The sequence below is a fragment of the Arthrobacter sp. Ld5 genome, assembly GCF_051172775.1.
GTDB lineage: Bacteria > Actinomycetota > Actinomycetes > Actinomycetales > Micrococcaceae > Arthrobacter_D.
This window is the reverse complement of the sequence record NZ_JBPKBO010000002.1, coordinates 32,314-58,531: the sequence shown is the minus strand read 5'-3', so window position 1 is coordinate 58,531 and position 26,218 is coordinate 32,314. Positions and strand designations below refer to the sequence as shown.

23 protein-coding genes are annotated in these 26,218 nt (G+C 71.3%); 10 read left to right on the top strand and 13 right to left on the bottom strand.

Annotated elements, in window-relative coordinates; translation table 11 throughout:
- Positions 1-4 precede the first annotated feature (4 nt).
- Positions 5-1,819: a glutaminase A gene (gene glsA / locus ACSGDB_RS00645; protein ID WP_434991991.1), complete on the bottom strand. Its 1,815-nt coding sequence runs from the start codon at positions 1,817-1,819 to the stop codon at positions 5-7.
- A 78-nt stretch (positions 1,820-1,897) separates the two neighbouring features.
- Entirely contained in the window at positions 1,898-3,364 is a 1,467-nt protein-coding gene (locus ACSGDB_RS00640) for an APC family permease (RefSeq protein ID WP_434992166.1), read from the bottom strand.
- Positions 3,365-3,507: 143 nt separating this feature from the next.
- Here ACSGDB_RS00640 and ACSGDB_RS00635 point away from each other — a divergent pair, with 143 nt between their 5' ends.
- Positions 3,508-4,179 (top strand): pentapeptide repeat-containing protein, encoded by a 672-nt coding sequence (locus ACSGDB_RS00635; RefSeq protein WP_434991988.1) that lies wholly within the window; start codon positions 3,508-3,510, stop codon positions 4,177-4,179.
- Here the strand turns inward: ACSGDB_RS00635 and ACSGDB_RS00630 are convergent.
- Both ACSGDB_RS00630 and ACSGDB_RS00625 read right to left on the bottom strand, forming a co-directional pair.
- Positions 4,126-5,163 (bottom strand): CPBP family intramembrane glutamic endopeptidase, encoded by a 1,038-nt coding sequence (locus tag ACSGDB_RS00630; protein ID WP_434991986.1) that lies wholly within the window; start codon positions 5,161-5,163, stop codon positions 4,126-4,128. The two genes, ACSGDB_RS00635 and ACSGDB_RS00630, sit on opposite strands and share 54 nt — an antisense overlap.
- 4 nt (positions 5,164-5,167) lie before the next feature.
- On the bottom strand, positions 5,168-5,890 hold the full coding sequence (locus tag ACSGDB_RS00625; protein WP_434991985.1) for a YoaK family protein: 723 nt from the start codon (positions 5,888-5,890) through the stop codon (positions 5,168-5,170).
- Positions 5,891-6,021: 131 nt separating this feature from the next.
- Here ACSGDB_RS00625 and ACSGDB_RS00620 point away from each other — a divergent pair, with 131 nt between their 5' ends.
- Positions 6,022-7,830, top strand: a complete 1,809-nt coding sequence (locus ACSGDB_RS00620; protein WP_434991983.1) for a gamma-glutamyltransferase family protein — start codon at positions 6,022-6,024, stop codon at positions 7,828-7,830.
- Positions 7,831-7,853: 23 nt separating this feature from the next.
- Positions 7,854-8,579, top strand: coding sequence for a GntR family transcriptional regulator (locus tag ACSGDB_RS00615; protein ID WP_434991982.1), 726 nt, complete (start codon positions 7,854-7,856; stop codon positions 8,577-8,579).
- Here ACSGDB_RS00615 and ACSGDB_RS00610 read toward each other — a convergent pair.
- From ACSGDB_RS00610 to ACSGDB_RS00600, 3 genes are read right to left on the bottom strand one after another with little or no spacing between them, the layout of a single operon-like run.
- Positions 8,548-9,804: a phospholipase D-like domain-containing protein gene (locus tag ACSGDB_RS00610; RefSeq protein ID WP_434991980.1), complete on the bottom strand. Its 1,257-nt coding sequence runs from the start codon at positions 9,802-9,804 to the stop codon at positions 8,548-8,550. The genes ACSGDB_RS00615 and ACSGDB_RS00610 overlap by 32 nt on opposite strands.
- A 52-nt stretch (positions 9,805-9,856) precedes the next feature.
- Positions 9,857-10,600, bottom strand: coding sequence for an MBL fold metallo-hydrolase (locus tag ACSGDB_RS00605; RefSeq protein WP_434991978.1), 744 nt, complete (start codon positions 10,598-10,600; stop codon positions 9,857-9,859).
- Between the two features lie 32 nt (positions 10,601-10,632).
- Positions 10,633-11,367 carry an SOS response-associated peptidase gene (locus tag ACSGDB_RS00600; protein WP_434991976.1) on the bottom strand — a complete coding sequence of 245 codons (735 nt, stop codon included), beginning with the start codon at positions 11,365-11,367 and terminating at the stop codon, positions 10,633-10,635.
- A gap of 211 nt (positions 11,368-11,578) precedes the next feature.
- On the opposite strand from ACSGDB_RS00600, the gene ACSGDB_RS00595 reads away from it, so the two are divergent.
- Positions 11,579-12,499 (top strand): phosphodiesterase, encoded by a 921-nt coding sequence (locus ACSGDB_RS00595; RefSeq protein WP_434991974.1) that lies wholly within the window; start codon positions 11,579-11,581, stop codon positions 12,497-12,499.
- A gap of 39 nt (positions 12,500-12,538) precedes the next feature.
- On the opposite strand, the gene ACSGDB_RS00590 is transcribed toward ACSGDB_RS00595, so the two are convergent.
- The 3 genes from ACSGDB_RS00590 to ACSGDB_RS00580 all read right to left on the bottom strand — a co-directional run bounded on the left by ACSGDB_RS00590 (position 12,539) and on the right by ACSGDB_RS00580 (position 15,727).
- Positions 12,539-13,342: an MSMEG_6728 family protein gene (locus ACSGDB_RS00590; RefSeq protein ID WP_434991972.1), complete on the bottom strand. Its 804-nt coding sequence runs from the start codon at positions 13,340-13,342 to the stop codon at positions 12,539-12,541.
- Between the two features lie 42 nt (positions 13,343-13,384).
- The gene (locus tag ACSGDB_RS00585) at positions 13,385-14,800 is read right to left on the bottom strand and encodes a stealth family protein (protein WP_434992163.1); all 1,416 of its coding nucleotides are present in this window, start codon (positions 14,798-14,800) and stop codon (positions 13,385-13,387) included.
- Between the two features lie 291 nt (positions 14,801-15,091).
- Entirely contained in the window at positions 15,092-15,727 is a 636-nt protein-coding gene (locus tag ACSGDB_RS00580) for a DUF1684 domain-containing protein (protein WP_434991971.1), read from the bottom strand.
- Positions 15,728-15,801: 74 nt separating this feature from the next.
- On the opposite strand from ACSGDB_RS00580, the gene ACSGDB_RS00575 reads away from it, so the two are divergent.
- Entirely contained in the window at positions 15,802-16,554 is a 753-nt protein-coding gene (locus tag ACSGDB_RS00575) for a TSUP family transporter (protein ID WP_434991970.1), read from the top strand.
- Between the two features lie 77 nt (positions 16,555-16,631).
- Positions 16,632-17,912, top strand: a complete 1,281-nt coding sequence (locus tag ACSGDB_RS00570) for a cell division protein PerM (RefSeq protein WP_434991968.1) — start codon at positions 16,632-16,634, stop codon at positions 17,910-17,912.
- A gap of 17 nt (positions 17,913-17,929) precedes the next feature.
- Here the strand turns inward: ACSGDB_RS00570 and ACSGDB_RS00565 are convergent, their stop codons facing one another.
- Positions 17,930-18,391, bottom strand: coding sequence for a hypothetical protein (locus ACSGDB_RS00565; RefSeq protein ID WP_434991966.1), 462 nt, complete (start codon positions 18,389-18,391; stop codon positions 17,930-17,932).
- A 39-nt stretch (positions 18,392-18,430) separates the two neighbouring features.
- On the opposite strand from ACSGDB_RS00565, the gene purN reads away from it, so the two are divergent.
- Entirely contained in the window at positions 18,431-19,021 is a 591-nt protein-coding gene (gene purN / locus ACSGDB_RS00560; protein WP_434991965.1) for a phosphoribosylglycinamide formyltransferase, read from the top strand.
- Position 19,022: 1 nt separating this feature from the next.
- Positions 19,023-20,039 carry a magnesium and cobalt transport protein CorA gene (locus tag ACSGDB_RS00555; protein ID WP_434991964.1) on the top strand — a complete coding sequence of 339 codons (1,017 nt, stop codon included), beginning with the start codon at positions 19,023-19,025 and terminating at the stop codon, positions 20,037-20,039.
- Between the two features lie 72 nt (positions 20,040-20,111).
- On the opposite strand, the gene ACSGDB_RS00550 is transcribed toward ACSGDB_RS00555, so the two are convergent.
- Positions 20,112-22,829, bottom strand: a complete 2,718-nt coding sequence (locus tag ACSGDB_RS00550) for an alpha-amylase family glycosyl hydrolase (protein WP_434991962.1) — start codon at positions 22,827-22,829, stop codon at positions 20,112-20,114.
- Between the two features lie 154 nt (positions 22,830-22,983).
- Between ACSGDB_RS00550 and ACSGDB_RS00545 the strand changes: the two genes are divergently transcribed.
- Positions 22,984-23,586 carry a DUF6318 family protein gene (locus tag ACSGDB_RS00545; protein WP_434991961.1) on the top strand — a complete coding sequence of 201 codons (603 nt, stop codon included), beginning with the start codon at positions 22,984-22,986 and terminating at the stop codon, positions 23,584-23,586.
- 40 nt (positions 23,587-23,626) lie between these two features.
- On the opposite strand, the gene ACSGDB_RS00540 is transcribed toward ACSGDB_RS00545, so the two are convergent.
- Positions 23,627-24,979, bottom strand: coding sequence for an MFS transporter (locus ACSGDB_RS00540; protein ID WP_434991960.1), 1,353 nt, complete (start codon positions 24,977-24,979; stop codon positions 23,627-23,629).
- Positions 24,980-25,157: 178 nt separating this feature from the next.
- Between ACSGDB_RS00540 and ACSGDB_RS00535 the strand changes: the two genes are divergently transcribed.
- Positions 25,158-26,141 carry an endonuclease domain-containing protein gene (locus ACSGDB_RS00535; protein WP_434991958.1) on the top strand — a complete coding sequence of 328 codons (984 nt, stop codon included), beginning with the start codon at positions 25,158-25,160 and terminating at the stop codon, positions 26,139-26,141.
- The last annotated feature ends 77 nt before the right edge of the window (positions 26,142-26,218 follow it).

Sequence of the window (26,218 nt, the reverse complement as noted above, 5' to 3'; positions counted from 1 at the left end):
CACCCTAGTCGCGGATCCGGACCGCGGTCTCGCGCAGGTACAGGTCCACGCGCGTGTAGGCGTCCCGGGTCAGCGCCTTCCAGAGTTCGACGGCGAGCTTCGGGTCCTCCTGCTCGATGTCCCGGATGGCCGAGGCCGTGAGGACCTTCACGTGCACGTCCTCCAGGGCCTTGACGGTCGTCTCCTGGCGGTCGTCGCTGCCGAGCGCCAGTTCCCCGAACGTCATGCCGGCACTCAGGGTGGTCAGCTTGAGGCGCTCGCCCGAGGGGCCGGGCACCGACGTGACGATCTTGCCGGAGAGGATGAAGTAGACGCCGCCGAAGGACTGCCCCACGCGCCGCACCACGTGGCCCTTCTCGTAGGTGCGGTCCTCCATGCGCAGGGTCAGGGCCTCGATGTCCTCCGTGGTGAGCGGGCTCAGCGCCGGGCACTGCGAGACGTCCACCGTCGCGGGGAGCAGGAGGTCCCCGCCGTAGCGCGTGATGAGTTCGTTCTCGCACCATTCGACGGCCGCGGTGCGCGTGTCGAACGTGGGGACCGGGCGGTCGACGTCCTTGAAGGTCTCCGCGAGGGTGCCCTCGCCGTCGATCAGCACGAGGTCGCAGCCCACCTTCGCGAGGTTCTCGCGGGCCTCGCCGAGCAGGCGCAGCGAGACGTCGGCGACCTCGTCGACGCGGCGCAGGTCGAGGATCACGAAGTCGACGTCGTCGTCGAGTCCGCTCAGCTCGCGGACCATGGACTCCGTGCCCGCGAAGAGCAGGTCGCCGTTGAGCTCGATCACCTGCGCCCGGTGCCCCCGGTCGCGGAGGAGGTCCATCGCCTCATCCGTGCGCCGGACGCCCGACGGCGTGGCCCGGATGTCGTAGGTGGCACGGATGGCGGACTTCCCCGCCCGCGCGGCCCGGACGAAGTGCAGCTCCATGTCCCGGGAGAGCCGCTGGCTCGCGGCCATGCCGCGCACACTGCTGCCGTGCTCGTCGAGGGGCGGCGAGTAGATGGCCAGGCCCACCTGGCCCGGCAGGACGGCGATCGTCCCGCCGGCCACCCCGCTCTTGGCGGGCATGCCCACCGTGCTGATCCAGGACCCGGCGTCGTCGTACATGCCGCACGTGGTCATGACGGACAGGACACGCTCGACCGAGAGCAGGTCCAGGACCTCCACGCCCGTCAGCGGGTTGCGCCCCGAGTTCGCGAGCGTCGCGGCCATGACCGAGAGGTCCATGCAGTTGACCATGACCGAGCACTGGCGGAAGTAGTCCTCGATGACCGGCGTGGGATCGTCCTCGATGATGTCGAAGGACCGCAGCAGGTAGGCGAGGGCACGGTTGCGGTGGCCGTGTTCCACCTCGGAGCGGAAGATCTCCTCGTCGATGCCCAGCTGGCGGCCCGCGAACTGCGAGTACGTGCTGAGGATGCGCTTGAAGCGCGTGTTGCCGCCGCGCGAGCGGACGAGGGACGTGGCGGTGAGCGCTCCCGCATTGATCATCGCGTTCGAGGGGCGGCCGCTCCCGGGGGCGAGGGAGATCTCGTTGAAGGTGTCCCCGGACGGCTCGACGTCGACCTTCGCGTCCACGGCCTCCATGCCGAGATCGGCCAGCGCCAGGCCGTATGTGAAGGGCTTCGAGATGGACTGGATGGTGAATTCCTCGCGCGTGTCACCGACCTCGTACATGTAGCCGTCCACCGTCGTCAGGCAGATCCCGAAGTTGTCGGGGTCGACGTTCGCCATGGCGGGGATGGTGCTGTAGGGCTTGCCGTCCTTCAGATCGGAGATCTCCCGATGGATGGTCTTCAGGTAGCTCTCGATCGGTGATTCCATGCCCTCCACATTACGGGGGCGGCGCCGGGCAACCGGACGGCGGCCGACGGGTCGACGGCCGCCGTCCGGTCGGGAGCGTCAGCGGGCCCCACCCCGACGGTCGGCGAGCGTCTCGAGGAGCCGTTCCTCGGCGTCGTGCCCGGGGGCGATCCCGCGGGGGATGCGCAGCAGGAAGACGAGGCCGAGGACCCACCACAGGCCGAACAGGATCCAGGGCGGCGGCGTCAGCGCCGCGGGCATGCCGGGCAGGTACAGGCTGAGCAGGGCGACGCAGAGGACCACCGCGACCCAGCCGATGACGGTGCCGCCGTTGCCCGCCCCGCCGATCCGCAGCGGCCGCTCCATGCCCGGTTCACGGCGACGCAGGATCACGAAGACGAGCGAGACGAGGATGTACGCGAGGACGATGCTGGGAGCGCCCGAGTCGACGAGCCAGCCGAGCATCTGCGTGCCGAAGAACGGGGCCGCGAAGGACAGCGCGCCGATGAAGATCAGTGCGTTGACGGGGGTGCGGTAGCGCGGGTGCAGCACGCCGAACCAGCGGGGGAGCATACCCGAGCGGGACATGGAGTACATCAGCCGGGACGCCCCGAGGAGCAGCGAGTTCCAGGAGGTGAGGATGCCCGCGATGCCGCCGGCGATCAGCACGTTGGCCATGAGGTCGGAGCCGAACATCGCGCCCATCGCGTCGGCCGTGGCGATGTCCGCGGTGGCCAGCTCGTCCGCGGGCATGGCGGACGAGGTGGTCAGGATGGTCATCACGTACCAGATGGTCGCGAGGACGACGGCGACGACGACGAGCCGGCCGATCTGCCGCGCGGGGATGTTGACTTCCTCGGCGGACTGCGGGATGACGTCGAAGCCGACGAAGAGGAACGGCACCACGACGAGGACGGCGAAGAACCCGGCCGATCCGCCGGTGAAGAAGGGCTCCATGTTGGCTGCCGATCCGCCCGTGACGCTGCCGAAGACCAGGATCAGCCCGATGATCAGGAGGAACAGGACCACGAAGGTCTGCGCGGCCCCTGCGATCTTCACGCCGCGGATGTTGATGACGGTGACCACGACGGCCGCGATCGCGCCGACGAGCGCCCACGTCAGGTGCACCTCGTCGCCGGCGACCGTCCACAGGGGGATCCGGCTGAGCCCGGGGAAGATGTACTCGGCGGTCCGGGGGAGGGCCACGGCCTCGAAGGCGACGATCGTGACGTAGCCGCCGGTGATGGCCCAGGAACCCACGAGGGACCACCGGGGCCCCATGCCGCGCAGGAGGAAGTTGTGCTCGCCGCCCGCCTTCGGCATGGCCGCGGTCAGCTCGGCGTAGGTCAGGCCGACCACGCCCATGATGACGCCGCCGGTCACCATCGCGAGGACGGCCCCGCCGGTGCCGGCAGAGGCGATCCAGCCGCCGGTCAGGACCACCCAGCCGAAGCCGATCATCGCCCCGAATCCCAGGGCGAGGGCGTCCCAGTTGCCGAGGACCTTCAGGAGCGAGGCGTCCTGCGCGCCGGGCCCGGTCGTGCTGTCAGGTGTGCTGTCGTGCATCGGCATGGCCGCTCCATATCGTTCGGGGTGATCCAACTGTAGGAGCCCGGATGTTCCGGGCGAAGTGTTTCGTCGATGATTGGATGACACGAGGGCCCTGGGTCGGCAGGCCCGGACGAAGACGACGACGAACGGAGCCGGCGATGCCACCACACGCCTCGCGGAGCACGACGAACGCCCCACGCCTGTCCCTTCAGGCACCCACGCACCTCACGCCCATCGCGGCGCCGGGCCTGCTCGACGGCGATCACCGGGAGGGTGAGCACTACCGGAGGCTGGTGCTCGACGGCGAGGACCTGGCCGGGACCACCCTGCAGGAGTGCGTGCTGGAGGGCGTGTCCCTGAACGACGCGGACCTGCGGGGCGCACGCTTCATCGGGTGTTCCTTCGAGGACCTCTTCGCGCCGGTCCTCCGGGCATCGCGCAGCACCTGGCGCGAGACCTCGCTGCGGGGAACCCGCTGGGGTTCGGCCGAGCTGTACGACAGCCGGTTCGACGGCGTCCACCTCGACGGCGGGAAGCTCGACTACGTGAACCTGCGCAGCGCGCAACTGACGGACGTCCTCGTGAGCGGATGCATCATCGGCGAACTGGACCTCACCGGCGCCCGGGCCACCCGCCTGGCGCTGCGCGACTGCACGATCGGCACGCTCACGCTCGACGGCGCCCGGTTGAAGGACGTGGACCTCCGCACCAGCAGCTTCCGCGGCATCAACGGCCTCGACGGGCTACGCGGCGCGACGATCGACGAACAGCAGCTCCTACTGCTGGCGCCGTTCCTCGCCGAGGGCATGGGGCTGCGGGTCGAGGCCTGAGGCCGGGAGCTGCGACGGGAGTGGGCCGGGGTGCACCGGGCCCGGCACAGGGCCCGACGGGTCCAGCACGGGCCAGAGGGCGACGGTCCGCGTCCGGGCGACGCCCCGGCGGTCCGCCAGGCGGACGATGACCACGGCGGTGACGCCCATCGTCGCGAGGGACAGGAGGAGGCCGCCCAGCGACCCCTCGGTGGAGTTGACGTCCACCAGCCCGAACGCCCCCAGGACGAAGATGGTCATGTTGTTGACCGCGTGCACCGCGATCGCGGCCTCCAGCCCGCCGGTCCGCCAGGTGATCCAGCCCGCGAAGATCGCGAAGACCGCCACGTCGGCCTGCCCGAGGGGATCGTAGCCGTGCCCGAGGACGAAGAGCGGCACGGGCAGCAGGATCGCGAAGGCGGGGTGCCGGAGCCAGGTCCCGATGGCCTGCATGAGGAAGCCGCGGAACACGTACTCCTCGGCGGCGGCCTGGAACGGGACGGCGAGGACGGACAGGGCCAGCAGGATGAGCAGGGTCGAGGTCTCCGGTGGGACGGGCACCGGTTCCGCCTCCGCCGGGAAGAACACCCCGACGGCGAACGACAGCGCGAGGTTGACGAGGAACACGGCCACCGAGACGCCCGCGCAGACCGCGAGCCACCCCCAGCGGAGCCGTCCCGCCACGGAGGAGAGGAGGCCGATCGGCCGGGGGCCCGTGATCAGGACGGCCAGGGCGAGGGCGGGGATCATGAGGATCAGGGAGACGAGGGTGAACGCGAACATGACCGGGTTGCTGAGATCCAGTACCGACAGGGCGTCGAAGTACGGTCCGACGCCGGCGGGTGTGAGGCTCGCGAGCGCGAGCCCCGTGACGAGGACCATGAGGATGAAGACGACGTAGAACACGCCACCGAGCAGCGCGGTGAGGAGCGGCTTCCACCAGCGGTGCCGGGGCGAGGACCGCGCCAGGCGGTGGAATGCGAACTGCTGCTCAACCGGTTCCATGCGTCTACCGTAGTGCGGCTTCCCCGACATTTCCTGTGACGGCGGCCTTCCCGTCCTGCCGGTGCCGGACGTGCCCGAGGAGGGTGACGACGGCGGAGAGGACCGCGGACACCGCGATGCCGACCCACAGGTCGACGGTCAGGGCCAGGGCGCCGACGACGGCGCCGGCCATGATGAGGGCGATCGCCGAGGCCCGACGGGCCCAGAAGGGACTCTTCCCCCCGGCGAGGCGGGAGTCCGAGGCCAGGCCCGTGATGGTGGAGGTGACGACGACCGTGGTGATCTCGGCGACCTTGAGGCGCTTGGCGGTCGCCGCCTGCACGCCCATGACGGTGGCGAGCACCGATGTGGTGATGCTGCCGAGGATCTCCTCGGCAGTGACGTCGACCAGCGCGACGTAGACGGCGAGTCCGGTCAGGCCGACCGTCACGGCCAGGAGGGTGCTCGAGGTGCGGCCGGACCACCCCTCCGGCGCCCTCCGCAGGACCCGGCCGGCGAGTGCGGCGCCCACCATGAAGAAGACCAGGGCCAGTGCCGGCCGGAGGATGGGCAGATCGGCGCCGCCGGCGAAGGCCATGCCGAGGAGCACCACGTTGCCGGTCATGTTGCCCGTGAAGACGCGGTCGAGTCCCAGGTAGCCGACGGCGTCGATCACCCCGGTGGAGAACGTCAGGATGAGCATGAGCCACAGGTGGAGGCGGTCCGTGGCCACCCGGTTCTTCGTCACGATGATGTCCTTCAGTACAATGTGGGGCGAATGTATACGAAGTTTAGCTCTGGACGTCCGATTGTATTCAATGCGGACGGTCCCGCGACTGGTGTCGCACACCGCCGATCTCCCCTTCGAAAGGGTCAACGATGACGTACACGCCCCCGCCCGCCTTCACCACCCGCCCCACGCTCCAGGGCACGTTCGGCATGAGCGCCTCGACGCACTGGCTGGCCACCGCCTCCGCGCAGGCGGTGCTGGAGCGTGGCGGCAACGCGTTCGACGCCGCAGTGGCCGGGGCGTTCGTCCTCCACGTCGTCGAGCCCCACCTCAACGGTCCCGGCGGGGACATGACGGGCGTCTTCGCGACGGCCGAGGAACCCGGGCGGCCGGTGGTCCTCATGGGGCAGGGTCCGGCACCCGCGGCGGCCACCCGCGAGCACTACCTCGCCGAGGGCCTCGAACTCGTCCCGGGCGCTGGCGCACTCGCCGCCGCGGTGCCCGCCGCCGTCGACGCCTGGCTGGTCCTCCTCCGCGACCACGGCACGTGGGAACTCGGCGACGTCCTCGCCTTCGCGATCGGGTACGCGCGCGACGGCCACCCGGTCCTCGGCCGTGTGGGGGCGACGATCGCCGCCGTGGCGGACCTGTTCACCGAACACTGGCCCACCTCAGCGGCCCTGTGGATGCCCGAGGGCAGGCCGCCGCGGGAGGGTGAGGTGATCCGCAACGAGGCCTACGCCGGCGTGCTCGCCTCCCTCGTCGACGCCGGGGCCGGCGCAGCGACGCGAGCCGAACGGATCGACGCCGCGCGCCTCGAGTGGCGGACCGGGCGCGTGGCGCAGGCCGCCGTCGAGTTCGCGCGGACCCCGCACCGGCACTCCTCGGGGCTCGACCACGCCGGCGTCCTGGCCCTGGAGGACTTCTCGGGCTTCGAGGCGGGGTACGAGGAGGCCACCACCCTCGAGTTCCGCGGGTACACCATCGCGAAGACCGGGCCGTGGGGCCAGGGCCCGGCCCTGCTGCAGACCCTCGCGATCCTCGACGGGTTCGACGACGAACGGCTCGACCCGTCCACCGCGATCGGGGCGCACACCATTCTCGAGGCCCAGAAACTCGCGATCGCCGACCGGGAGGCCTACTACGGGGACGCCGACGTGCCCATGGAGTACCTGCTCTCGGCGGAGTACGCCGCCGAGCGGCGCGCGCTCATCGGCGACGACGCCTCCCGCGACTTCCGGCCGGGCAGCGTCCCGGGCCGCACCCCCTTCACCCCGCCGCTGCGCACCGACTACACGCCTCCCGCCCTCGTGGGCGGCGGCGGCTTCGCGGGGGTGGGTGAGCCCACGGTGTCCCGCAGCGGCGAGACGCGCGGCGACACGTGCCACATCGACGTCGTGGACGCCGCCGGGAACATGGTCTCCGCCACGCCGAGCGGCGGCTGGCTGCAGTCCTCGCCGACCATCCCCGAGCTCGGCTTCTGCTTGGGGTCACGGCTCCAGATGACGTGGCTGGAGGACGGCGCGCCGTCCACCCTCGAACCCGGCAGGCGGCCGCGCACCACGCTCACGCCGACGCTGATCCTGAAGGACGGCGCTCCCGTCGTCGCCCTCGGATCACCCGGCGGCGACCAGCAGGACCAATGGCAGCTGCTCTACATCCTGCGCACCGTCGTCGGCGGGTACACCCCGCAGCAGGCCATCGATGCACCGTCCCTCCACACCACGTCGATCCCCGGCTCCTTCTGGCCGCGGACCTGGGAGCCCGGCGGCGCCGTGGTCGAGGACCGGCTGGGAGAGGACGTCATCGCGGACCTCGAACGCCGCGGACACGTGGTCACGCGTGCGGGGGACTGGTCGCTCGGCCGGCTCTCGGCCGTCACCCGGGACCACGGAACCGGTGTGCTGTCCGCCGCCGCCAACCCGCGGGGAGCGCAGGGCTATGCCGCAGGGCGCTGAGGCCGTGCAGGCCGGCGGGCCCGATGCGGCCTGAGGCGGACGCGGGGGCGCCGCAGCGCGTCCTCGCGGCCCTCCGCCACGACATCATCTTCGGGGTCCTCGCGCCCGGCACCCGGGTCACCGAGGCAGCGCTCGCGACGAAGTACGGCGTCTCCCGCGTCCCCGTGCGGGAGGCGCTGCGGGCGCTCGAGGCGGAGGGCTTCGTCGAGTCCCGCCCCTACGCCGGCTCCACCGTGGCGGCGATCCCGCTCGACGACGCGGAGGACCTGTTCGCGGTGCGCGGCGTCATCGAGGCCACGATCGCGCGGCGCGCGGCGCGGCGGGCCGCCGCCCAGTTCGGCGCCGAGGCCCCGGACGTCGCGTGGTGGACGGCGCGGCGGGCCCTCGCGGACGTCCTCGACGAGGGCGACCGCGCCGTGGCGGCCGATGACCTGGCAACGCTCCCCGAGCTGAACATCCGCTTCCACCTCGGTGTCGCCGAGCTCAGCGGCAGCGCCTCGCTGACGGCCCTGCTCCGGCAGATCTCCGGGAAGATCGAGTGGCTGTACGCGGCCGACGTCGACCATCGCGGGAAGCAGTCCTGGGGCGAGCACCGCCTCGTCATCGCGGCGATCGACGCCGGCAACCAGGCGGAGGCCGGACGCCTGATGGCCGGCCACGTGGAGTCCTCGCAGCGCGGCTACCTGGAGCGCTTCGCGGCACCCGGGCCGCGCGGGGTCACAGGAACGGGCGCAGCGGAGCGAGGATGATCTCGCTGGCGCGGGCCACGACGTGGCGGCTCTCCCACTCCTCGCGCGTCAGCTCACGGCTGTTGGAGGAATCCACCGCGAAGATCTTCTCCATGGTCGTCGCCAGGTCCCGGTCGAAGATCTCGAGGTTGATCTCGTAGTTGCCGGTGAGGCTGAGGCGGTCGATGTTGGCGGTGCCGACCGTGCTCCACTCGCCGTCGACCGTGGCCGTCTTCGCATGGATCATGGAGTTCTGGTAGAGCAGGATCCGCACGCCGGCGTTGATAAGGGAGGAGTAGAACCCGCGGGACAGCCAGTCGGAGACCACGTGGTTGGAATCCTCGGGGAGGATCACCCGGACGTCCACGCCGCGGCGGCTGGCGCGCAGCAGGGCGTCGAGGATCTGCCGGTCGGGGATGAAATACGCGGTGGTGATGAAGACGTGCTTGTGCGCGCGGTTGATCGCATCCAGGTAGACCCCCCGGATGGGGTACACCAGCACGGCCGGGACGTTGTTGACCGCCCGGATGCGCGGCTCCCAGTAGGTGGCGCTGAGATCCGGCAGTTCGGGCCGCTTGGGGATGGCCCGGAGATTCCAGAAGCTGACGAACGCCTCGCGGAGCTCCCAGACGGACGCGCCGCGGATCTGGAGGTGCGTGTCGCGCCACTTCGTCGCGTACAGCGACCCGATGTTGTAGCCGCCCACGAATCCCACCTCGCCGTCCACCACGAGGACCTTGCGGTGGTCGAGGCCCGTGCCGCGGATGTTCGTGAAGACGATCGAGGGGCGGATGACCGGGAAGCGGTAGGCGTTCACCGCGGGGTGGAAGTCGTAGAAGAACGGGTTGACCACCAGGTTGGCGAAGCCGTCGTAGATGACGAAGACGTCCACGCCGCGGTCCGCCGCCCGGTTCACGGCGTCCCGGAAGCGTGCGCCGACCTCGTCGCCCTTCCAGATGTAGGTCTCCAGGAGCACCTGCTCCTTCGCACCGTCGATCGCGGCGATCATCGCCTCGAAGAGGTCCTCGCCGTACGTGTAGACGGTGGTCTCGGTGTCCGCGATCGTGGTGTGGAACGTGCCCGGCTGCGGGAAGGCCGGGCGCCGGGTGCGGCGGCTCCTCTCGTACGCGTCGACGGCGACGACCCCTGCGATGACCACCGCCTGCGCCGTGACCATGGCGAGCAGTCCGCGCTTCACCGTCCCGCGGGCGAAGCCCACCACCGTCTGACGCCTCAACCAGCCCATGCTGTCAGCGTATCGCGTCGCCCGGGCCGGTCGGCGTCGATCGGGGACGGACCTAGTGCCCGCCGACCTCCCTCGCCTGCGCGACCGCCGTCTCCACCCCCGCGAGCCAGGGGAACCCGTGGCCCGGCAGGACCGTCCGCGCGGCCGTGGAGCGCAGCGCGTCGAGGGACCGCAGGGCGGCGTCCATGTCCGCGGTGGCGGCGCGGGCGACCACCTGCGGGCCGGGATGGCCGGTGTAGGGATCGAGCGTGACGAGGGCGTCCCCACTGACGACGGCGTCGCGCTCCGGGAAGTGCAGCGCGCAATGGCCCTGCGTATGGCCCGGGGTGGGGACCAGCACGGGTGAGCCCGGGAGGGCCGCGGCCGCCTCGGGGGTCAGCGGCAGGGTGTCGCGCACCCCCCTGACCGCGACAGCCCCCGCGGCGGTAATGCGCAGCAGTCCCGGCACGGCCCGCGGATAGCGCAGCGGGTAGAGGAACGGGCTCCGTTCCCGGTCGTAGCTGTACGGGTGGGCCGCGATGCGGGCGTCCTCCGGGTGGCAGTAGACCGGGATGCCGTACCGCGAGCGCAGGTACTCGGCGGTCCCCACATGGTCGAAGTGCCCGTGCGTGAGCACGATGCCCCGGATGTCCCGCACCGTGCGCCCGATCCGGGTCAGCGCCGCGGGGAGCAGCCCCTTCGAGCGGGGCAGCCCGGTGTCGACGAGGAGGAGCCCGTCGTCGTCCTCCACGAGGTAGACGTTGGTCCTGGCGTGCTCGAGGAAGTGGATACCCGGGGCGATGTCCGTCCGGATCATGTGTCTGCCCTGCTCGTCGTCATCCTCCGACCCTAGGCGCCGTGGGGCGGCTCGGGCAGGGGCTCGATGAGGTCGGGGCCGTTGTTGCGGACCGACCCGACCCGTGTCCCGACGATCCGGGGTACCAGCTCCGGGTCCGGGATGGCGTCCAGCAGCCCCTGCACCACGGCGCGCGAGTCGTTGCGCGGATCCAGCCAGTCGGCGCGCAGCTCCGGCGGCAGGACCACGGGTGTGCGGTCGTGGATCTCGCCCAGGGCGTCGCTCGCGGGCCGGGTGATGATGGTGCAGCTGACCACCCAGGCCCCCTGCGGGTGCTCCGGGGACCTGGTCGCGGGGTCGCGCCAGAACTCGTAGAGGCCGGCGAAGCCGAGGAGGGAGCCGTCCGGGCCGTGCAGGTAGATCGGGGTCTTCGAACCGTCGTCGTTCTTCCGCCACTCGTAGTAGCCGTTCGCGGGGACGATCGCCCGGCGCTTGAGCGCGGCGGACCGGAAGGAGGGCTTCTCCAGCAGGGTCTCGCTGCGGGCGTTGATCATGCGGGCCCCGACGGACGCGGATTTCGCCCAGGAGGGGATGAGGCCCCAGCGCGCCGGTTCCAGCCGACGCGTCAGCTCCCCCGTGTGCGGGTCCAGCCGCTCGACGACGAGCCGCACGGTGTCGGTCGGTGCCACGTTCCAGGACGGCGGCACCTCGTCCTCCGCGGCCTCGTCCACCTCGAAGGCGTCGATGAGGTCCGCCCTGTTGCCCGCGATGACGAAGCGTCCGCACATGCCGGGGTCTCCTGTTCTCGTGCCCTGCCCGCAGGGCCCCGCGGGACCCGATGATCAACACCTCGCGGCGATACCCTACTCGACGGACGCCGACGCCACCTGTTTCCGGAGTGTTTCGCGCCGTGCCGTGGGGTGTTCACTGACAGGGACGCGACCTTCTGCTTTGATGGCAGACAAGCCAGCGTGCCCACCAGCTATCGGAGAAGGTTCCATGGTCCCCCGGACAGCAGAACACCCCCGGCCCCAGCACTTCGTCCTGCACATGAGCGACACGCACCTGCTCGGCGGAGACGCCCCCCTGTACGGGGCGGTGGACAGCGAGCGGAGGCTGCAGGAGGTGTTCGACGACCTCGAGGCGTCCGGGGCGCGACCGGACGCGATCGTCTTCACCGGCGACCTCGCGGACAAGGGGGAACCGGGCGCGTACGCGAAGCTGCGGGCGATCGTGGACCCCGCGGCGGAGCGGCTGGGGGCGAGGGTCGTCTGGGCGATGGGCAACCATGACGACCGCGCCGCCTTCCGGGCGGGCCTCCTCGACGAGGAGCCCGGAGGACGCCAGGACGCTCCCGTGGACGCCGTGCACTTCCTCGACGGCCTGCGCATCATCACCCTGGACTCCACGGTGCCGGGGCATCACCACGGGGAGCTGGCCGACGAACAGCTGCACTGGCTCGCCGCGGAGCTCGAGGTGCCCGCGCCGCACGGGACCATCCTCGCCCTGCACCACCCGCCCGTCCCCAGCGTCCAGGACCTCGCGGTGCTCGTGGAACTGCGCGACCAGCGCTCCCTGGCCGACGTCGTCCGCGGCTCGGACGTCCGCACCATCCTCGCCGGGCACCTCCACTACTCGACGACGGCGATGTTCGCCGGCGTCCCCGTCTCGGTGGCGAGCGCCACGTGCTACACGCAGGACCTCATGTTCGACGGCGGGGGCACCCGCGGCCGCGACGGCGCCCAGTCCTACAACCTCGTCCACGTCTACGAGGGGACGATCGTCCACTCCGTGGTCCCCGCCGGGCGGCACACGACGGTGGGGGAGGTGGTCCCGCGCGAGGAGACGCGGCGCCGCCTGGAGGCCCACGGGGTGGTCATCCCCGAGGTCGGCCGTACACGGCACCTCACCTCCGCCTGATCGCACGGACCGATCCTGCCGCCCGACCCCATGGCCTGGTCACGTGCGCAGGGTGGGGGGAAGGCCGACGCCGAAGAGCGTCCGCGGGTCCTGCAGCAGGGCCGGCGGATCGACGTCCGAGCGGCGTAGCCGGCCCTGCAGGCGGGCCGTACGCACCAGTCCGTCCTCGTGCATGAGGACCGGGCCCACGCGCCCGGTCCGGAAGCACCCGTCCGCGTCGGGCAGGGCCACGGCGTCGCCCTCCTCCACGGATTCCTCGAACGCGTGCAGTTGCCGCTGCCACTTCGGGGCGGCGTGACCGCCGGCCGGGACGTGCGGCATGAGCAGCACGGCGTCGTCGGCGGTGCCGGTAGGAGTGCACGCACCGCGCCAGATCCACAGGCGCCGGCCCGCGGGCTCGACCGGCTCGCTCTCGCGTTCCGGAGCGGGCCAGACGTAGGGAAGGTCCTCCGGCGCGCCGGGGAACCGGTGCCGGTAGATCTCCGGTGCCTTCTGGACCAGGTTCGACCGGTGGCTCAGGTGCAGCGCCGGGTCGCCGAACCAGGGCGGCATCGGCACGTCCGGCTCCTCGAGCACGCGCGGGGCGAACTCGAGGATCTGCCGGTGCGTCGAGTCGGCGTGGCCGCGCGAAACCCACTCGGCCACCATGGCCAGGCCGTAGACGGTCAGCGCCGGGACGTACCCCATCCACATGCGGATGGCCGGGTGGCGACGCCAGCCGTAGTCGGGGATGACGAGGGCGCGCAGCGCCTGCAGCGTCTCGACGCGCTGCTTGCCGAGCCTCGCCTGATCGAGCACACGGGCGCTGGCCGCGAAGTCGGGGTACGGCAGGAAGGTCTGCATCGCGTCAGTCTGGCATGCGCCCCCGACACCCCGCGGCGGGGCTCAGACCTCCCAGGGAGCCTTGACCGGGAAGTACTTCTCGAGGAAGTCCGTCACGAGGTGGGCCCGCTCCTCGGCCGCGACCTCCGGGAAGCTGCCGTCGTTGAGGCAGAAGAAGTCCTGGTTGCGCTTGTCGAGCATCTTGTTCAGGCTCTTCAGCCCGGACCGCAGCGTGGTGTCCACGTACTTCACCTTCGCCATCTCCTGGGTGACGGCGCGTCCGGTGAGCAGCGCGTAGTAGTGGTACAGCGAGTTCGTGACCGAGATGTTGTCCTTGGCGCGGAACCGGGAGGCCGCCGTCGCCGCGAACTCCGCGGCGAACTCCGTCTCCATCTCGAGCAGGACGCTCTTCCGGAGGGGGGCGGCGGTGTGCTCGAGGTGCCGTGTGGTGATGCGGCCGAAGCGCTCGTGCAGGAGGCGGCGGTTAACGCGGGCGGCGTTCTCGAACCCGCTGCGCTCGGCGTCGTTGTCGCCCAGGCCGATGCGCGTGTCCGCCTCGATGAACTTCGTGACCCCGCCGGGGGAGAAGAACATGTCCGGGGCGACGGGGCGGCCGAAGAACATGTCGTCGTTGGAGTAGAGGAAGTACTCGGAGAGGCCGGGGATGTGCTGGAGCTGCGCCTCGACGGCCTGCGAGTTGTGCGTGGGGAGGACGGAGGGGTCACTGAAGTGCTCCTCGGACCGCACGAGCGTGACGGAGGGGTGGTCGGCGAGCCAGGCGGGGCGGTCGGAGTCGGTGGCGATGAAGATCCGGCGGACCCACGGCGCGAACATGTAGACGGAGCGGAGCGCGTACTTGAGCTCGTCGATCTGCCGGAAGCGTGCCTCGTGGTCGTCGCCCTCACCGACCACCACACCCTCCATGCGGGCCGCCCGCGCCGCCCGGTACTCGGGGCTGCTGCCGTCCACCCAGGAGAAGACGAGGTCGATGTCGAAGTCGATGTCCGTCGCGTGGTCCGCGAACATGTTGTCGATCGTGGGCCAGGTGAGTCCGTGGCGTTCCACCTCACCGCGCACCACCTCGGCGGCGGGGAGGGTGCGGCGGGTCAGGGAATTCTCCACCGGCAGTTCGATGGCGTTGTCCCCGAGCGCCCACAGTTCGATCTGCACACCGGCGGACGGGCCGTACGCGAGGCCGCCGAGGGGCTCGATGCGCGGCCGGAACAGGCGGAAGATGCGGGCCTTGCCGCTGCTCGAGAGGTGCCCGTCGCTCACGAGGAGGGTGGTGCGGCGCTTCGTGTCCACGGTGCGGGAGTAGAACGGCTCGTCCCGGCAGGCCTCGACGAGCGCGGCGCGCAGCTTCTCGCGGTCCTTGAGGTCCACGGCGATCACGGGCCGCTCATCGTTGCCGCGCACCAGCAGGAACCCGATGCCGGCGTCGTCGAGCGCGCGGCGGATGAACAGGAGGTCCTCGACCATCGCCTGGTGCGGCGTGCGGTCCTGGTTGACCAGCGTGAAACGCCGCTTGACGGTCGTGATGTCCGTGCGGCCCTCGAGCCGGGCCACCGCCGCGCGGGACGCCGATTCCAGGATTTCCGCTTCGTTCTCCGGCTCGGGTGCGCCGAAGTAGATGTCGTGTTGCGCGGCCGTGTCTGTAATCGGAGCCTCCGGAGAGTGGGTGGGTGTGGTCCCATGATAGGGCCTGCACGGGCACCCGACCCGCGGCCGGGCACCCTACCGTCCGCGGGTGAGGGAGTCCAGCACTCCGGGTCAGTACTCCCGGTAGAGCTCGCCCACCGGGACGTCGTCCGCGAGCCGGTTGTCCGGGCCGGGCAGGGGGCAGGCCCAGGCCTCGTCGTAGGCGCACGACGGGTTGTAGGCGAAGTTGAGGTCCACCACGAGGCGTCCCGGCTCGCGTCCTTCGCCCAGGTGGGCCCCCTTGACGGTGTCCAGGACGTAGCGCCCGCCGCCGTAGGTGCCTCCCGGTTTGCCCGACGTGCCGTCGCGCAGCGGCAGGAACAGTCCGCCGCCGTAGGAGTCGAGCCGCCAGAGGGCGAGCTTCCCGAGGCCGGGCAGGACGACGCTGCCGAGGCGGCTGAACGGCACGACGCCGTCGGTGCCGGTCGCGACGTTCATCGCCTGCCCCGCGCCCGCGTCGTCCACTTCCGCCTCGAACCGGAAGGCCGGATCGTAGGGTGCCACTGCCAGCCCGGCGAAGGAGCCCCTCGCGCCGTCCCGGAGGGCCGACGCCGGGTGGGCGCGGAACAGCGCGTCCCGGCCGTCGCGCCACAGGCCGTGGGCGTCCTCGGGCGACGCGGAGGCGGCGCGCTCGCGGACGTCGTCGTACAGGCGGAAGACGCGTCGGCGCCAGTCCGCGGTGGCAAGTGCGGTCGTGAGGGCCGTCATGGGCCCAGCGTACCGCCGTCACAGGACGGCAGCGGGGGAGGGACTGATGGTTGCCCGGGCGTACTGTTGATCGGGTGACTCTCGGGATCTTCTCCATCGTGCTGGCCTCGATCCTCGTGGGGGCCATCGCGCAGCGCATCGCCGGCCTGGGGTTCGCGCTGCTGATCGCCCCGTTCCTCGTGATCATCCTCGGACCGCACGAGGGTGTGCTCCTCGTGAACCTCTGCGGCGTCGTGTCCTCGGCGATCATCGTGGGCCGGGTCTGGAAGGACATCGACTGGAGCATGTTCCGCTGGCTCGTCGTCCCCTCCCTGTTCGGATCCATCCCGGGGTCCTTCCTCGCGGTGGCCCTCCCGTCCGCGCCGCTGTCGGTGACGGTCGGCGCCGTGGTTCTCGTGGCACTGAGCGTCTCCCTGCTGCTCCAGCGCTCCGACGTCGTGGTGCGCGGCAACACGCCGAAGGCGGTCGCGGGCTTCGCCGCCGGTGTCACGAACTCGATGGCGGGGGTCGGGGGGCCGGCCGTCAGCGCGTACGCCCTCCTCGCACGCTGGCCCCAGCGCCCCTTCGCCGCGACGCTCCAGCCCTTCTTCGTCTGCATCGGCTCGGTCACCCTCGTGACGAAGCTGCTCCTCGACCCGGCCCAGGCGCCCGTCCTCGCGCCCTGGATGTGGATCGCGATCGGACTGGCGATCGTGGCCGGCATCTTCGCCGGGGAGAAACTCGGCCGCTTCGTCCGCGACCACCAGGCCCGCCTGTTCGTCATCGTGATCGCGTTCATCGGTGCGGGCCTCGCGGTCGTCAAGGGCCTCGTCGACATCCTCGGGTGACCGCCGCCCCGCCGTCGCCGGGCGCCGCCCCGCGTCGGTGGGCGGCGCGTGCCCGCGGCGGTGGCACCATGGGAGGGATGAAAATCCCTGCCAAGCCCCGCGCCCTACCCATGCCCCTGTGGCTCCAGGGGGTGCTCGAACTCGGACAGGCCGCCGTCATCTCCGCCCTGCTGGTGGTGCTCCCGGTCGCCGCCGTATGGCTCACCGGGGGATTCGCCGACCGGACGGCGGACTCCGCCGCCCGCCTCGCAGGCCAGGGCTGGCTCCTCATGCACGGGGTGCCCCTCGTGCTGCACTTCCCCCCGGGGGTCGCCGGGGCGGAGGCGGCGTCGGGGCTGCTGCACGTGGTTCCCCTCGGCCTGATCCTCGTGCCGCTCCTCCTCGCCTGGCGCGCGGGGCGCCGGCTGGCCCGGGCGTCCTACACCGACCAGCTGTGGCAGGCGCTGCTCGGAGCCCTCATCACCTACGCGGCGATCGGCGCGGGCATCGCCTATGTGTCGGGCACCCCGGACGCCTCCGTCCCGCTCGTGGCCGGAGCCCTCATCCCTCCCGTGTCCGCCGGGATCGGGCTGATCACCGGCGCCTACCGGGAGGCGGGCGCCTGGAGCCGCCTGGTGGGCGTGGACTTCGCCGCCTGGGTGGGCCGGGCCAGCCAGCACTCCCGCTGGGCGGGGTCCTACGCCTGGTCGGTCGTCCGGGCGGGCTTCATCGCCGTGCTGGTCGCCGCGTGCCTCTCGGCCGCACTGCTCGCCGTCGCGATCGGACTGAACTGGGCGGGGGTGGCCTCGATCTACGAGCGCATCGACGGCGGGATCGCCGGCGCCACCGTCCTCACCCTGCTCCAGCTCGGGTTCCTGCCCAACCTGGCCCTCTGGGCTCTGGCCTGGTCCACGGGTGCGGGCTTCGCGCTCGGCACGGGGAGTTCGCTCACGCCGCTCGCGAGCACCGTCGGCCCCCTGCCCGCCGTGCCCGTCCTCGGTGCGCTCCCCGCCGGCACGCTCGAGTACGGATACGCGGCCCTGGCCATCCCGGTCCTCGCCGGGCTCCTCGCCGGCTGGTGGTTCTTCCGCGAGGGCGAGAACCATTTCGACGAGTGGCTCGTGCTGCAGAGCAGCAGGCGGTGGCTCACCGCGACGGCGTCGACCCTCGCCCTCTCCGCGCTGATCGGCCTCGCCGCGGGGCTCGTCGGCGCCGCCGTCGCCCTCCTCTCGCGCGCCTCGCTCGGCCTCGGCCGCTTCACCGACCTCGGGCCGGACCCGCTGGCGGTCGGCCTGTGGCTCGCCCTGGAGGTCGCCGCCGGTGCCCTGCTCGGGTACGCCCTGGGGCCCGTGCTGGAGCGGGAGCCGCGGCGGCGCTGAGCCCGGGGAGTCCGGCCCTACCCGCCACCGAAGCCGTCGAGGCTCCGCAGCCCGTCCTCGCAGTCCCGCTGGGCCTGCAGGGTGAGGGCGCGGGACATGCAGTCCTCGTACGTCTGCGTGATCGGCCAGAGGAGCACCGACGCGGCAGTACCCGCCGTGAGGAACAGGGCGGCCGCCAGCCCGACGGACAGCGCGAGCACGACGAACCGGGGGGACTTCGCGCCGATGGCCTTGACGAGCCCGACGACGCCGGCGGCGAGGGCGAACAGGGCCAGGAGGAGCGCCAGCACCTTCCACGGCAGCACCAGGCTGCTGGTCAGCGCGGCCCCGAGCAGGGCCAGGAGGAACAGGCGCAGCCAGAGCCTGGCGGACGCGGCGCGCGCTGCCGCGGGGTCGTCGGGGGCTGCCGGCCCGGCTCCGGGACCCCGCGGTCCGGTCCGGACGGTGTCCTGCTGCCTGGTGGTTCCTCGCCTCGCCATGGTTCAACCCTAGGCGAGGCGAGACCCTAAGGTTGAGTCATGCGCATCGTAGTCCTCGTCTCCGGCTCCGGATCGAACCTCCAGGCCGTGATCGACGCCGTCGCCGAGGGCCGTCTTCCCGTGACCATCGCCGCCGTCGGCGCTGACCGCTCCGGCACCGGTGGCGTCCGGCGAGCAGCCGCCGCGGGGATCCCGACGTTCGAGGTGGACTTCCGGCAGTACGGGGAGCGGTCGGACTGGAACCGCGCCCTCACCGAGGCCGTCGCCGCCCACGAACCGGACTACGTCGTGTCCTCGGGATTCATGCGGATCGTCGACCAGCACTTCCTCGATGCGTTCCCCGACCGCTACCTCAACACGCACCCGGCGCTCCTACCGAGCTTCCCGGGCGCCCACGGGGTGCGCGACGCCCTCGCCTACGGCGTCAAGGTGACGGGCTGCACCGTGATGATCGCGGACGCGGGGGTGGACACGGGCCCCATTCTCGCCCAGGCCGCCGTCGCCGTCCTGCCCGACGACACCGAGGAGACGCTCCACGAGCGGATCAAGGTGGAGGAGCGCCGGCTCCTGATCGAGACCCTCGCCGGGCTGGCTGCCGGTCGTGCGGGCGCCGCCGGGAACGGGGCCTGAGATGCCCCTCGTCGCGAACGCCGTCTACGTCGGCGGGAAGAAGCGCATCAACCCCGACACCCTCGACCAGACGTTCGAGCTCATGCGGGACAGCGGCGGCATGGGCTGGATCGGCCTGTACCGCCCCGAACGGATGGAGATCCAGGCTGTCGAGACGGAGTTCGGGCTGCACCCGCTCGCCGTCGAGGACGCCACCAACGGGCACCAGCGCGCGAAGCTCGAGCGCTACGGGGACACCCTGTTCGTGGTGCTGCGGCCCGCGCGCTACCTCGACGCCGAGGAGAAGGTGGAGTTCGGCGAGCTGCACATCTTCATCGGCCAGGACTTCGTGGTGACCATCCGGCATGCCGAGTCACCGGACCTCGGGATCGTGCGGCGGAGGCTCGAGGCGGATCCGGAACTCCTCGGCGCGGGACCGCAGGCCGTCCTGTACGCCATGCTCGACCAGGTGGTGGACGAGTACGGGCCCGTCGTCCAGGGCCTGGAGAACGACGTCGACGAGATCGAGAACGAACTGTTCGGGGGAGCGCCGGACGTCTCGCGGAGGATCTACGAGCTGCACCGCGAGGTCATCGAGTTCCAGCGCGCCACGCAGCCCCTGGAGGACATGATGGACGCCCTGCTGCGGGGATCCGACAAGTACCGGATGGAGGACGAGCTCGCGCGGAACCTCCGGGACGTCCAGGACCACGTGATCCGTGTCGTCGAGCGGGTCAACACGTTCCGCGCGCTGCTGCAGAACGCCCTGACGGTGCACTCCACCCTCGTGGCCCAGCGGCAGAACGAGGAGACGACGCGCCTGACCGAGACGTCGCTCCAGCAGGGCGAGGAGGTCAAGCGCATCTCCTCCTGGGCTGCGATCCTCTTCGCGCCGACCCTGATCGCCTCGATCTACGGGATGAACTTCGATGTCATCCCCGAGCTGCACTGGGGGCTGGGTTACCCGTTCGCGCTGCTGCTGATGGTCGCGATGGGCGGCGGACTGTACTGGGCCTTCAAGCGGAACGACTGGCTCTAGCAGGACCGGGCCGGGACGCGGCGACGGCCGGGACGCGGGGTCCCGGCCGTCGCCGTGTGCGCTCCGGAGAAGCTAGCGCGTGGTGATCACATGCGTGCGGTGGTCGTACACGAAGGTCACCGGACCGCCCGCGTGCTGGAGGACGATGTTGCTGCCGTCCCGCCCGCCGCCGGCACCGTAGTTCTCGGTCCAGCCGCGGTTGAGGGCGGCCTTGTACTCGTAGGTGCCGGCCGGCAGGTCCGCGACCTCGAGGATCCAGGTCTGCGAGGCGTCGTCGAACGTCATCTGTGCCTGGTCGCACGCCGGGTCCCAGTCCCCGCCGCAGCCCAGCTCGGAGTCGAGGCTGCCGGCGACGGCCACGGTGCCGGGCTGCTCGATGACCGAGCCGACCGTCACGGTCCTGATGTCACTCACCGACGTCCCGAGCACGGCGCGGTACCGCACCTGGGTGCTTTCGGCGAGGTCGAGGGCCGCGAGATCGTCGACGGCGGTGTAGGTCGGCGACGAATCGTCCGTGCCGATGGCCGTCCACGCGCCTCCGGCGACGCTGCGCTCGAGGGTCACGGCGTACTCGGAGTTCTCCGGGCTCGCCGTGGCGGTCACCTCGACGTCGCCCGAGACCTGCGTGCCCTCGGCCGGCAGACCCATCGTCAGTCGTGCCTGCGGCACGGTGGCGGACGCCACTGCGGAGGTCCGGGTGTGGCGCGCGTTGTCGAGGACCACGGCGCGGTACTCGACGGCGGATCCGGCCGGCAGGGCACTGGTGTCGTGGTAGACGCTGTACGGCGCGTTGTCGTCCGTCCCGATGCCCGTCCACGCGGAGCCCGGGGTGCGGGCCTCGAACGTGACCTCGTAGAACGAGGACCCGGCGACATCGGCAGCCACCCTCATGCGTCCGTTGTCCTCGGCGGCGGGTGCGGGCTGCTGCAGGCCGATCGCGGGCGCGGCCTTCGACTTCGGGACGTTGCCCTTCAGCTCGTAGACCACCGTGGACAGGGCGGGGACGGTGACGGTGAGGGCGCCGTCGGCCGCGGACTTCGCGTGCTTCGGGGCGTCGCCGTAGACGAGGCCGAAGGTGCGCTTGCCGGCGTAGGTGGGGATCGCCGCGGTCTTCGGCTCGGTGCTGTTGTTCAGCGCCACCACGTACTCGCGCTGGTCCTTCGCGTCGGTCCGGGAGAACGCGTAGATGCCCGGTCCCTCCGAGGCATACCGGTGCTGGTGGGCGCCGTTGCGCAGGGCCGGGTGCTCCGCGGTGATCTCGGCGAGCGTCCGGATGCCCTGGTACAGGGGGTGGTCCGCGTCGAAGGTGTCCGTGGCATGGGTCGCGTCGGTGCCCAGCAGGTCGTCGTCGAGGTACTCGGGGACCTGGCTGGCGAACAGCGTCTGCCGGGCGTCCTGGTCGCCTCCGGGCCCGGTGAATCCCTGCTCGTCGCCGTAGTAGATCACCGGGTTGCCGCGCGAGAAGTACATCAACTCGTGGGCGAGGGTGTCCCGTGACACCAGCTCGTCGTCGGCGGCGCCGGGGTTGTCGCTCGCGATGAAGCTGCCGATCCGGCCCATGTCGTGGTTCCCGAGGAAGGTCGGGAGGCTGTAGGCGTTGGAATCGGCGTCCGTGTACCAGTCGTCACCGGCGAAGAAGCGCTCGAGGTCGGACGCCGGCGCGCCCTGCGAGGCGTAGCCGCGGGCGGCTGCCTGGAAGGGGAAGTCGAGGACCGACTGCATGCGGTTGCGCGTGGTGAACTGCGACGTGAAGGACTTCGTGGTGTCGAAGACCTCGCCGAACATGAAGAACTCGTCCTTGCCCTGCTCCTGCGCGTAGGAGAGCACCTCCGGGCCGAATTCCTGCCAGAACTCGTCGTTGACGTGCTTCATGGTGTCGATCCGGAAGCCGTCCACGCCGAAGTCCGCGATCCACGTCTTGTAGATGTCGATCATGCCGTCCACCACCACGGGGTGCTCGGTGGAGAGGTCGTCGAGGCCGAAGAAGTCGCCGTAGAAGGAGTCCTCACCGGCGAAGGTCGTGTCGCCGCGGTTGTGATAGAGCGTGGGATCGTTCAGCCACTCGGGGACCTTGAGGTTCTTGTCGGCCTCCGGGACCACCGGGACGTACGGGAAGGAGGTCTCGGCGTCGAGCGCGGGGAAGGTGTCGGTGCCCGCGTAGTCGCGGTCGTCGAAGGCGGTGCCGTCGGCGTCGCGGTACGGCTCCTCGTCCTTGGAGATGTACGGGGCGCGCTCCCCGGCGTCGTACCCGATGACGTCGGCCGTGTGGTTCGTGATGATGTCGAAGTAGACCTTCATCCCGCGCGCGTGGGCGGCGTCGATGAGCGTCCTCAGGTCCTCGTTGGTGCCGAGGTGCGGATCGATCTGCGTGAAGTCCGTGATCCAGTAGCCGTGGTAGCCGGCCGAGTTGTCCTCGGGCTGCACGGCGCGGTTCTTGAAGCTCGGCGTGAGCCAGATGGAGGTGGTCCCCATGCCCTGGATGTAGTCGAGCTCCTGGAGCAGTCCCTGCAGGTCGCCACCGTTGTAGTAGCCCTTGCGCGTGGGGTCGAAGCCGGACACCGACGGGTCGGGGCCGAGCCCGCCGTCGTCGTTGGCCGTGCTGCCGTTCTTGAAGCGGTCGGCCATGACGAAGTAGAAGTTCTCGTCCGTGACCGCGGCGCGCAGCGAATGCTGGGCCGAGGCGGAGGAGGAGTCGGCCGGGTTCTTCGGGGCCGCGAGGGCGGGCGGTGCAGCGACGGAACCGGCAACAAGGGCGGTCAGCACGACGACGGTGGCGTGGCGTGGTTTCACGGGGTCTCCTTCGGGGGTCAGCCCCCAGCGTGTCCGACCTCACACCGCGAGTCAATCCTCCGCGCGCAATTTACGCGAAAACTATTCCGGGCGCCGATAGAGTGGTAGTGGCCTCAGGCCACTACCGTTTTCGCCGGACACCGTTGGGACCACCATGACCTTCCCCCGCCTCGCAGCCACCGCCGCCCTCACCTTGCTGGCCCTCACGGCCTGCGGCGGCACCTCCTCGACCGCGCCGGCCACCCCGGCCGACGCGTCGCCGTCGCCCGCCAGTTCGGCGGGCCCCGCCGCGAACATCCCGGTGCCCGCGACCAACGAGCTGGTGGGGGAGCCCGACGCCGACGGCGCGCGGGCGTTCCTCTACTACTACTTCGACGTGAAGGCGTACGTCCTCCAGACCGGGGACGACGCCGCGCTGCTCGAGCACGTGGACGGTGCCGAGGGCGAGCAGGCCGAGGCCGAGCGGCTGCGCTCCGTGTACGCCGACGGCGGCTGGGTGCTGGGCGGGCAGCCCAAGGTGGAGAACGTCTACCTCACCACACCGGAGGAGGACGTGTCGGAGGGCACCGACGTCACCGCGCTGATCCCCGTCAACCCGGATGCGTACACCGAGTTCGCCGAGGACGGCACGATCCTCACGCAGCGCCCGTTCTCCCCCGAGGGCACCGTCTACACGGCGACCGTCCGCTTCACCGACGGCGCCTGGAAGGTGCTCGCCCTCGAGGAGACCCCGGACGCGGAGCTTCCCGAGTCCTGAGCCGGTCCGGCGACCCGTTCCCGGTGCGTCCGGGCCCGGGTCACCGCAGCCGCGCGGCCTTCGTCTCGGGCGCGTTGAACGCCATGAACACGACGGCGAGGACTACGAGGCCGCCGATGAGCGCGAAGGTGGCCGGCAGCCCGAGGACGGGCCACAGCAGGGTGCCGAAGATCAGCGGCACGAGGCCCGCGCCGATGCGCGAGACCGTCGACGCCCAGCCGAACCCGCTGCCCCGCAGTTCGGTGGGGTACAACTCGGACACGTAGGTGTACAGCACGGGGATCGCGACCTGCACCACGAAGCCGAACCCGAGCAGCCAGGCCGTGGCGACGGCCGGCAGGTCCAGGGTCAGGGCGAACACCACGAGGAGCGCGGCCGATCCCGGACCGGTGATCGCCAGCAGCCACTTGCGACCCACGCGCTCCACCAGCAGCGCCGCGGCGATCACGCCGAGGAAGCCGACGCCGGTCATGAACGTGGTGGTGATGAACGCGACGGACTGCGCGTAGCCGGAACTGATCAGGATGCGCGGCATCCACGTGAGGGCTCCGTAGTAGACGAGCAGGATGGTCAGGAACAGGCTCCAGGCCGTCAGGGTGATGCGCCAGTTGTAGCGCCACAGGCCCGTGAGCTGCCCCGAGATGCTCCCCAGCGACAGCCGCGGGGTGTCCTCGGGCTCGGGCAGGCGCCACGGACGGTCCTCGCCGCCGGTCCTCGCCACGAGGTCGTCGATGACGGCCCGGGCCTCGTCGCGCCTGCCGCGCTGCACCAGGTACAGCGGGGATTCCGGCACGCTGCGGCGCACCCAGAACACGAGGAGGGCCGGCAGCACCATGACGAGCATGGCGTACCGCCAGTCCCCGAACTGCGCGACGATCGCCGTCGTCACCACGCCGCACAGGAAGGCGCCGATGGGCCACCACGCGTCCATCGCCGTCAGGACACGGCCGCGCTGGCGCCGCGGCGTGAACTCGCCGACGAGCGCGTAGTCCACGGGGATGCAGCCGCCGAGGCCGAAGCCGGCCAGGAACCGGAACACGCAGAACCACACGATGTCCGGCGAGAAGGCCCCGAGCACCGTGAAGAGGGCGAAGACGAGCAGCGTGAGGGCGAACGCCTTCTTGCGGCCGATCAGGTCCGCGACGGAGCCCCACGCGAAGGCGCCGACGGCCATGCCGATGAGGTTCGACGTCGCGATCCATGCCGCCTGCCCGGGGGACAGGCCCCAGTCGCCGATCAGCAGCGGGATGAGGTAGGCGTTCAGGGTCACGTCCCAGGCGTCGAACATGAAGCCGAGGCCGCCGATGAGGAAGATCTTCCCTTGGACCTTCCAGCGCCAGGGGAGCTCCTGCACCACCTGGTCGCCGGTGGGGAGAGATGTGTCGGTGCGCATGGTGCCTTCGGGGTGGGGGCGGGTACTGCGAGAACTGTACGCATCTTTCGTCGCCGAGAAGACAGAAAAGACCGCTCGACGGCCCTCCGGCCGGTCTTTTCTGCCCTCTCGACGCTGCGCGGGGACGGGGAGTTGTGGACAACGCCCCCGAAGGCCCCGGCCCGACCGACGATGGGTCATGGACCCCGATGCCCACTACGCCGCAGCACTCCTGCGCCTGACCACCACGCGCTGCTTCTCCGTCGAGGCGGCCCGGACGCTGGGACTGCCCGGACATGTCCTGCGACGCTCCGTCTACCGGCGGTCCTCCCGGAGCATCCGCTTCCTGGACAGCGCGCCGCCGGAGGTGTCCGACGTCGTCGCCTGCCTCGGCACGCTCTCGCCGGGTACGGTCGCCAGCAACGAGACCGCTGCGGCCCTGTGGGGGCTGCCGCTGCCGCGACGGTCCGACGACGCACCGATCCACCTCACCCGCCCTCCCGGGACCACTCGCCCCCGGAGGGCGGGCGTCGTCGGGCATGTCGCCGCGCTCGGCGAGGACGACGTCGTCACCGTCTACGGCGTCCCGCTCACCTCGCCGGCGCGCACCTGGTGCGACCTCGGGGCGCGTCTGCCGTTCCCGGCACTCGTCGCCGCGGGGGATGCCCTGCTCCGGCGTCCCGATGCGCCGCGGCGTGCGGCAGCGATCAATCTCCCGGACCCGCTGTGCACCCTCGACACGCTGTCCGCTGCGGTGGCGACGAGGCGCGGTGCACGGGGACAGGCCGCGGTGCGCGCGGCGCTGCCGCTCCTGCGATCCGGGGTGGACTCCGCGCCGGAGAGCATGCTCCGGATGCTCATCCTGGATGCAGGCCTGCCCGAGCCGGAGGTGAACCGGTGGATCCTGGACGAGGACGGACGCGTGTCGAGACCGGACCTCCAGTACCGCCGGCAGCGCGTGGCGCTCGAGTACGAGGGCGAGCACCACCTGACGGATCCCCGCCAGTGGGCGCGCGACATCGAGCGGGACGAGCGGCTGCGTGCACTCGGCTGGACCGTGCTCCGGTTCACCAAGCGGCATCTCGGCGCCGGACGCGAGGATGCCATGGCCCGCATCAGGTACGCCCTGGCGGTCGCCGGACAGGATGCAGTCCGCGATCGCCGGTCGAGAGGACAGAAATGACCGCTCGTCGGTGCTCCGGCCGGTCTTTTCTGCCGTCTCGGCACCCGGCGTCATCTCGGGGTACCGGCCGACGCGCC

Excerpts from the sequence above, each read along its gene's own strand:
- glsA (WP_434991991.1), bottom strand. The coding sequence starts at position 1,819 with ATGGAATCACCGATCGAGAGCTACCTGAAGACCATCCATCGGGAGATC.
- ACSGDB_RS00640 (WP_434992166.1), bottom strand. The coding sequence starts at position 3,364 with ATGCACGACAGCACACCTGACAGCACGACCGGGCCCGGCGCGCAGGAC.
- ACSGDB_RS00635 (WP_434991988.1), top strand. The coding sequence starts at position 3,508 with ATGCCACCACACGCCTCGCGGAGCACGACGAACGCCCCACGCCTGTCC.
- ACSGDB_RS00630 (WP_434991986.1), bottom strand. The coding sequence starts at position 5,163 with ATGGAACCGGTTGAGCAGCAGTTCGCATTCCACCGCCTGGCGCGGTCC.
- ACSGDB_RS00620 (WP_434991983.1), top strand. The coding sequence starts at position 6,022 with ATGACGTACACGCCCCCGCCCGCCTTCACCACCCGCCCCACGCTCCAG.
- ACSGDB_RS00615 (WP_434991982.1), top strand. The coding sequence starts at position 7,854 with ATGCGGCCTGAGGCGGACGCGGGGGCGCCGCAGCGCGTCCTCGCGGCC.
- ACSGDB_RS00610 (WP_434991980.1), bottom strand. The coding sequence starts at position 9,804 with ATGGGCTGGTTGAGGCGTCAGACGGTGGTGGGCTTCGCCCGCGGGACG.
- ACSGDB_RS00605 (WP_434991978.1), bottom strand. The coding sequence starts at position 10,600 with ATGATCCGGACGGACATCGCCCCGGGTATCCACTTCCTCGAGCACGCC.
- ACSGDB_RS00600 (WP_434991976.1), bottom strand. The coding sequence starts at position 11,367 with ATGTGCGGACGCTTCGTCATCGCGGGCAACAGGGCGGACCTCATCGAC.
- ACSGDB_RS00595 (WP_434991974.1), top strand. The coding sequence starts at position 11,579 with ATGGTCCCCCGGACAGCAGAACACCCCCGGCCCCAGCACTTCGTCCTG.
- ACSGDB_RS00590 (WP_434991972.1), bottom strand. The coding sequence starts at position 13,342 with ATGCAGACCTTCCTGCCGTACCCCGACTTCGCGGCCAGCGCCCGTGTG.
- ACSGDB_RS00585 (WP_434992163.1), bottom strand. The coding sequence starts at position 14,800 with ATGGTCGAGGACCTCCTGTTCATCCGCCGCGCGCTCGACGACGCCGGC.
- ACSGDB_RS00580 (WP_434991971.1), bottom strand. The coding sequence starts at position 15,727 with ATGACGGCCCTCACGACCGCACTTGCCACCGCGGACTGGCGCCGACGC.
- ACSGDB_RS00570 (WP_434991968.1), top strand. The coding sequence starts at position 16,632 with ATGAAAATCCCTGCCAAGCCCCGCGCCCTACCCATGCCCCTGTGGCTC.
- ACSGDB_RS00565 (WP_434991966.1), bottom strand. The coding sequence starts at position 18,391 with ATGGCGAGGCGAGGAACCACCAGGCAGCAGGACACCGTCCGGACCGGA.
- purN (WP_434991965.1), top strand. The coding sequence starts at position 18,431 with ATGCGCATCGTAGTCCTCGTCTCCGGCTCCGGATCGAACCTCCAGGCC.
- ACSGDB_RS00555 (WP_434991964.1), top strand. The coding sequence starts at position 19,023 with ATGCCCCTCGTCGCGAACGCCGTCTACGTCGGCGGGAAGAAGCGCATC.
- ACSGDB_RS00545 (WP_434991961.1), top strand. The coding sequence starts at position 22,984 with ATGACCTTCCCCCGCCTCGCAGCCACCGCCGCCCTCACCTTGCTGGCC.
- ACSGDB_RS00540 (WP_434991960.1), bottom strand. The coding sequence starts at position 24,979 with ATGCGCACCGACACATCTCTCCCCACCGGCGACCAGGTGGTGCAGGAG.
- ACSGDB_RS00535 (WP_434991958.1), top strand. The coding sequence starts at position 25,158 with ATGGACCCCGATGCCCACTACGCCGCAGCACTCCTGCGCCTGACCACC.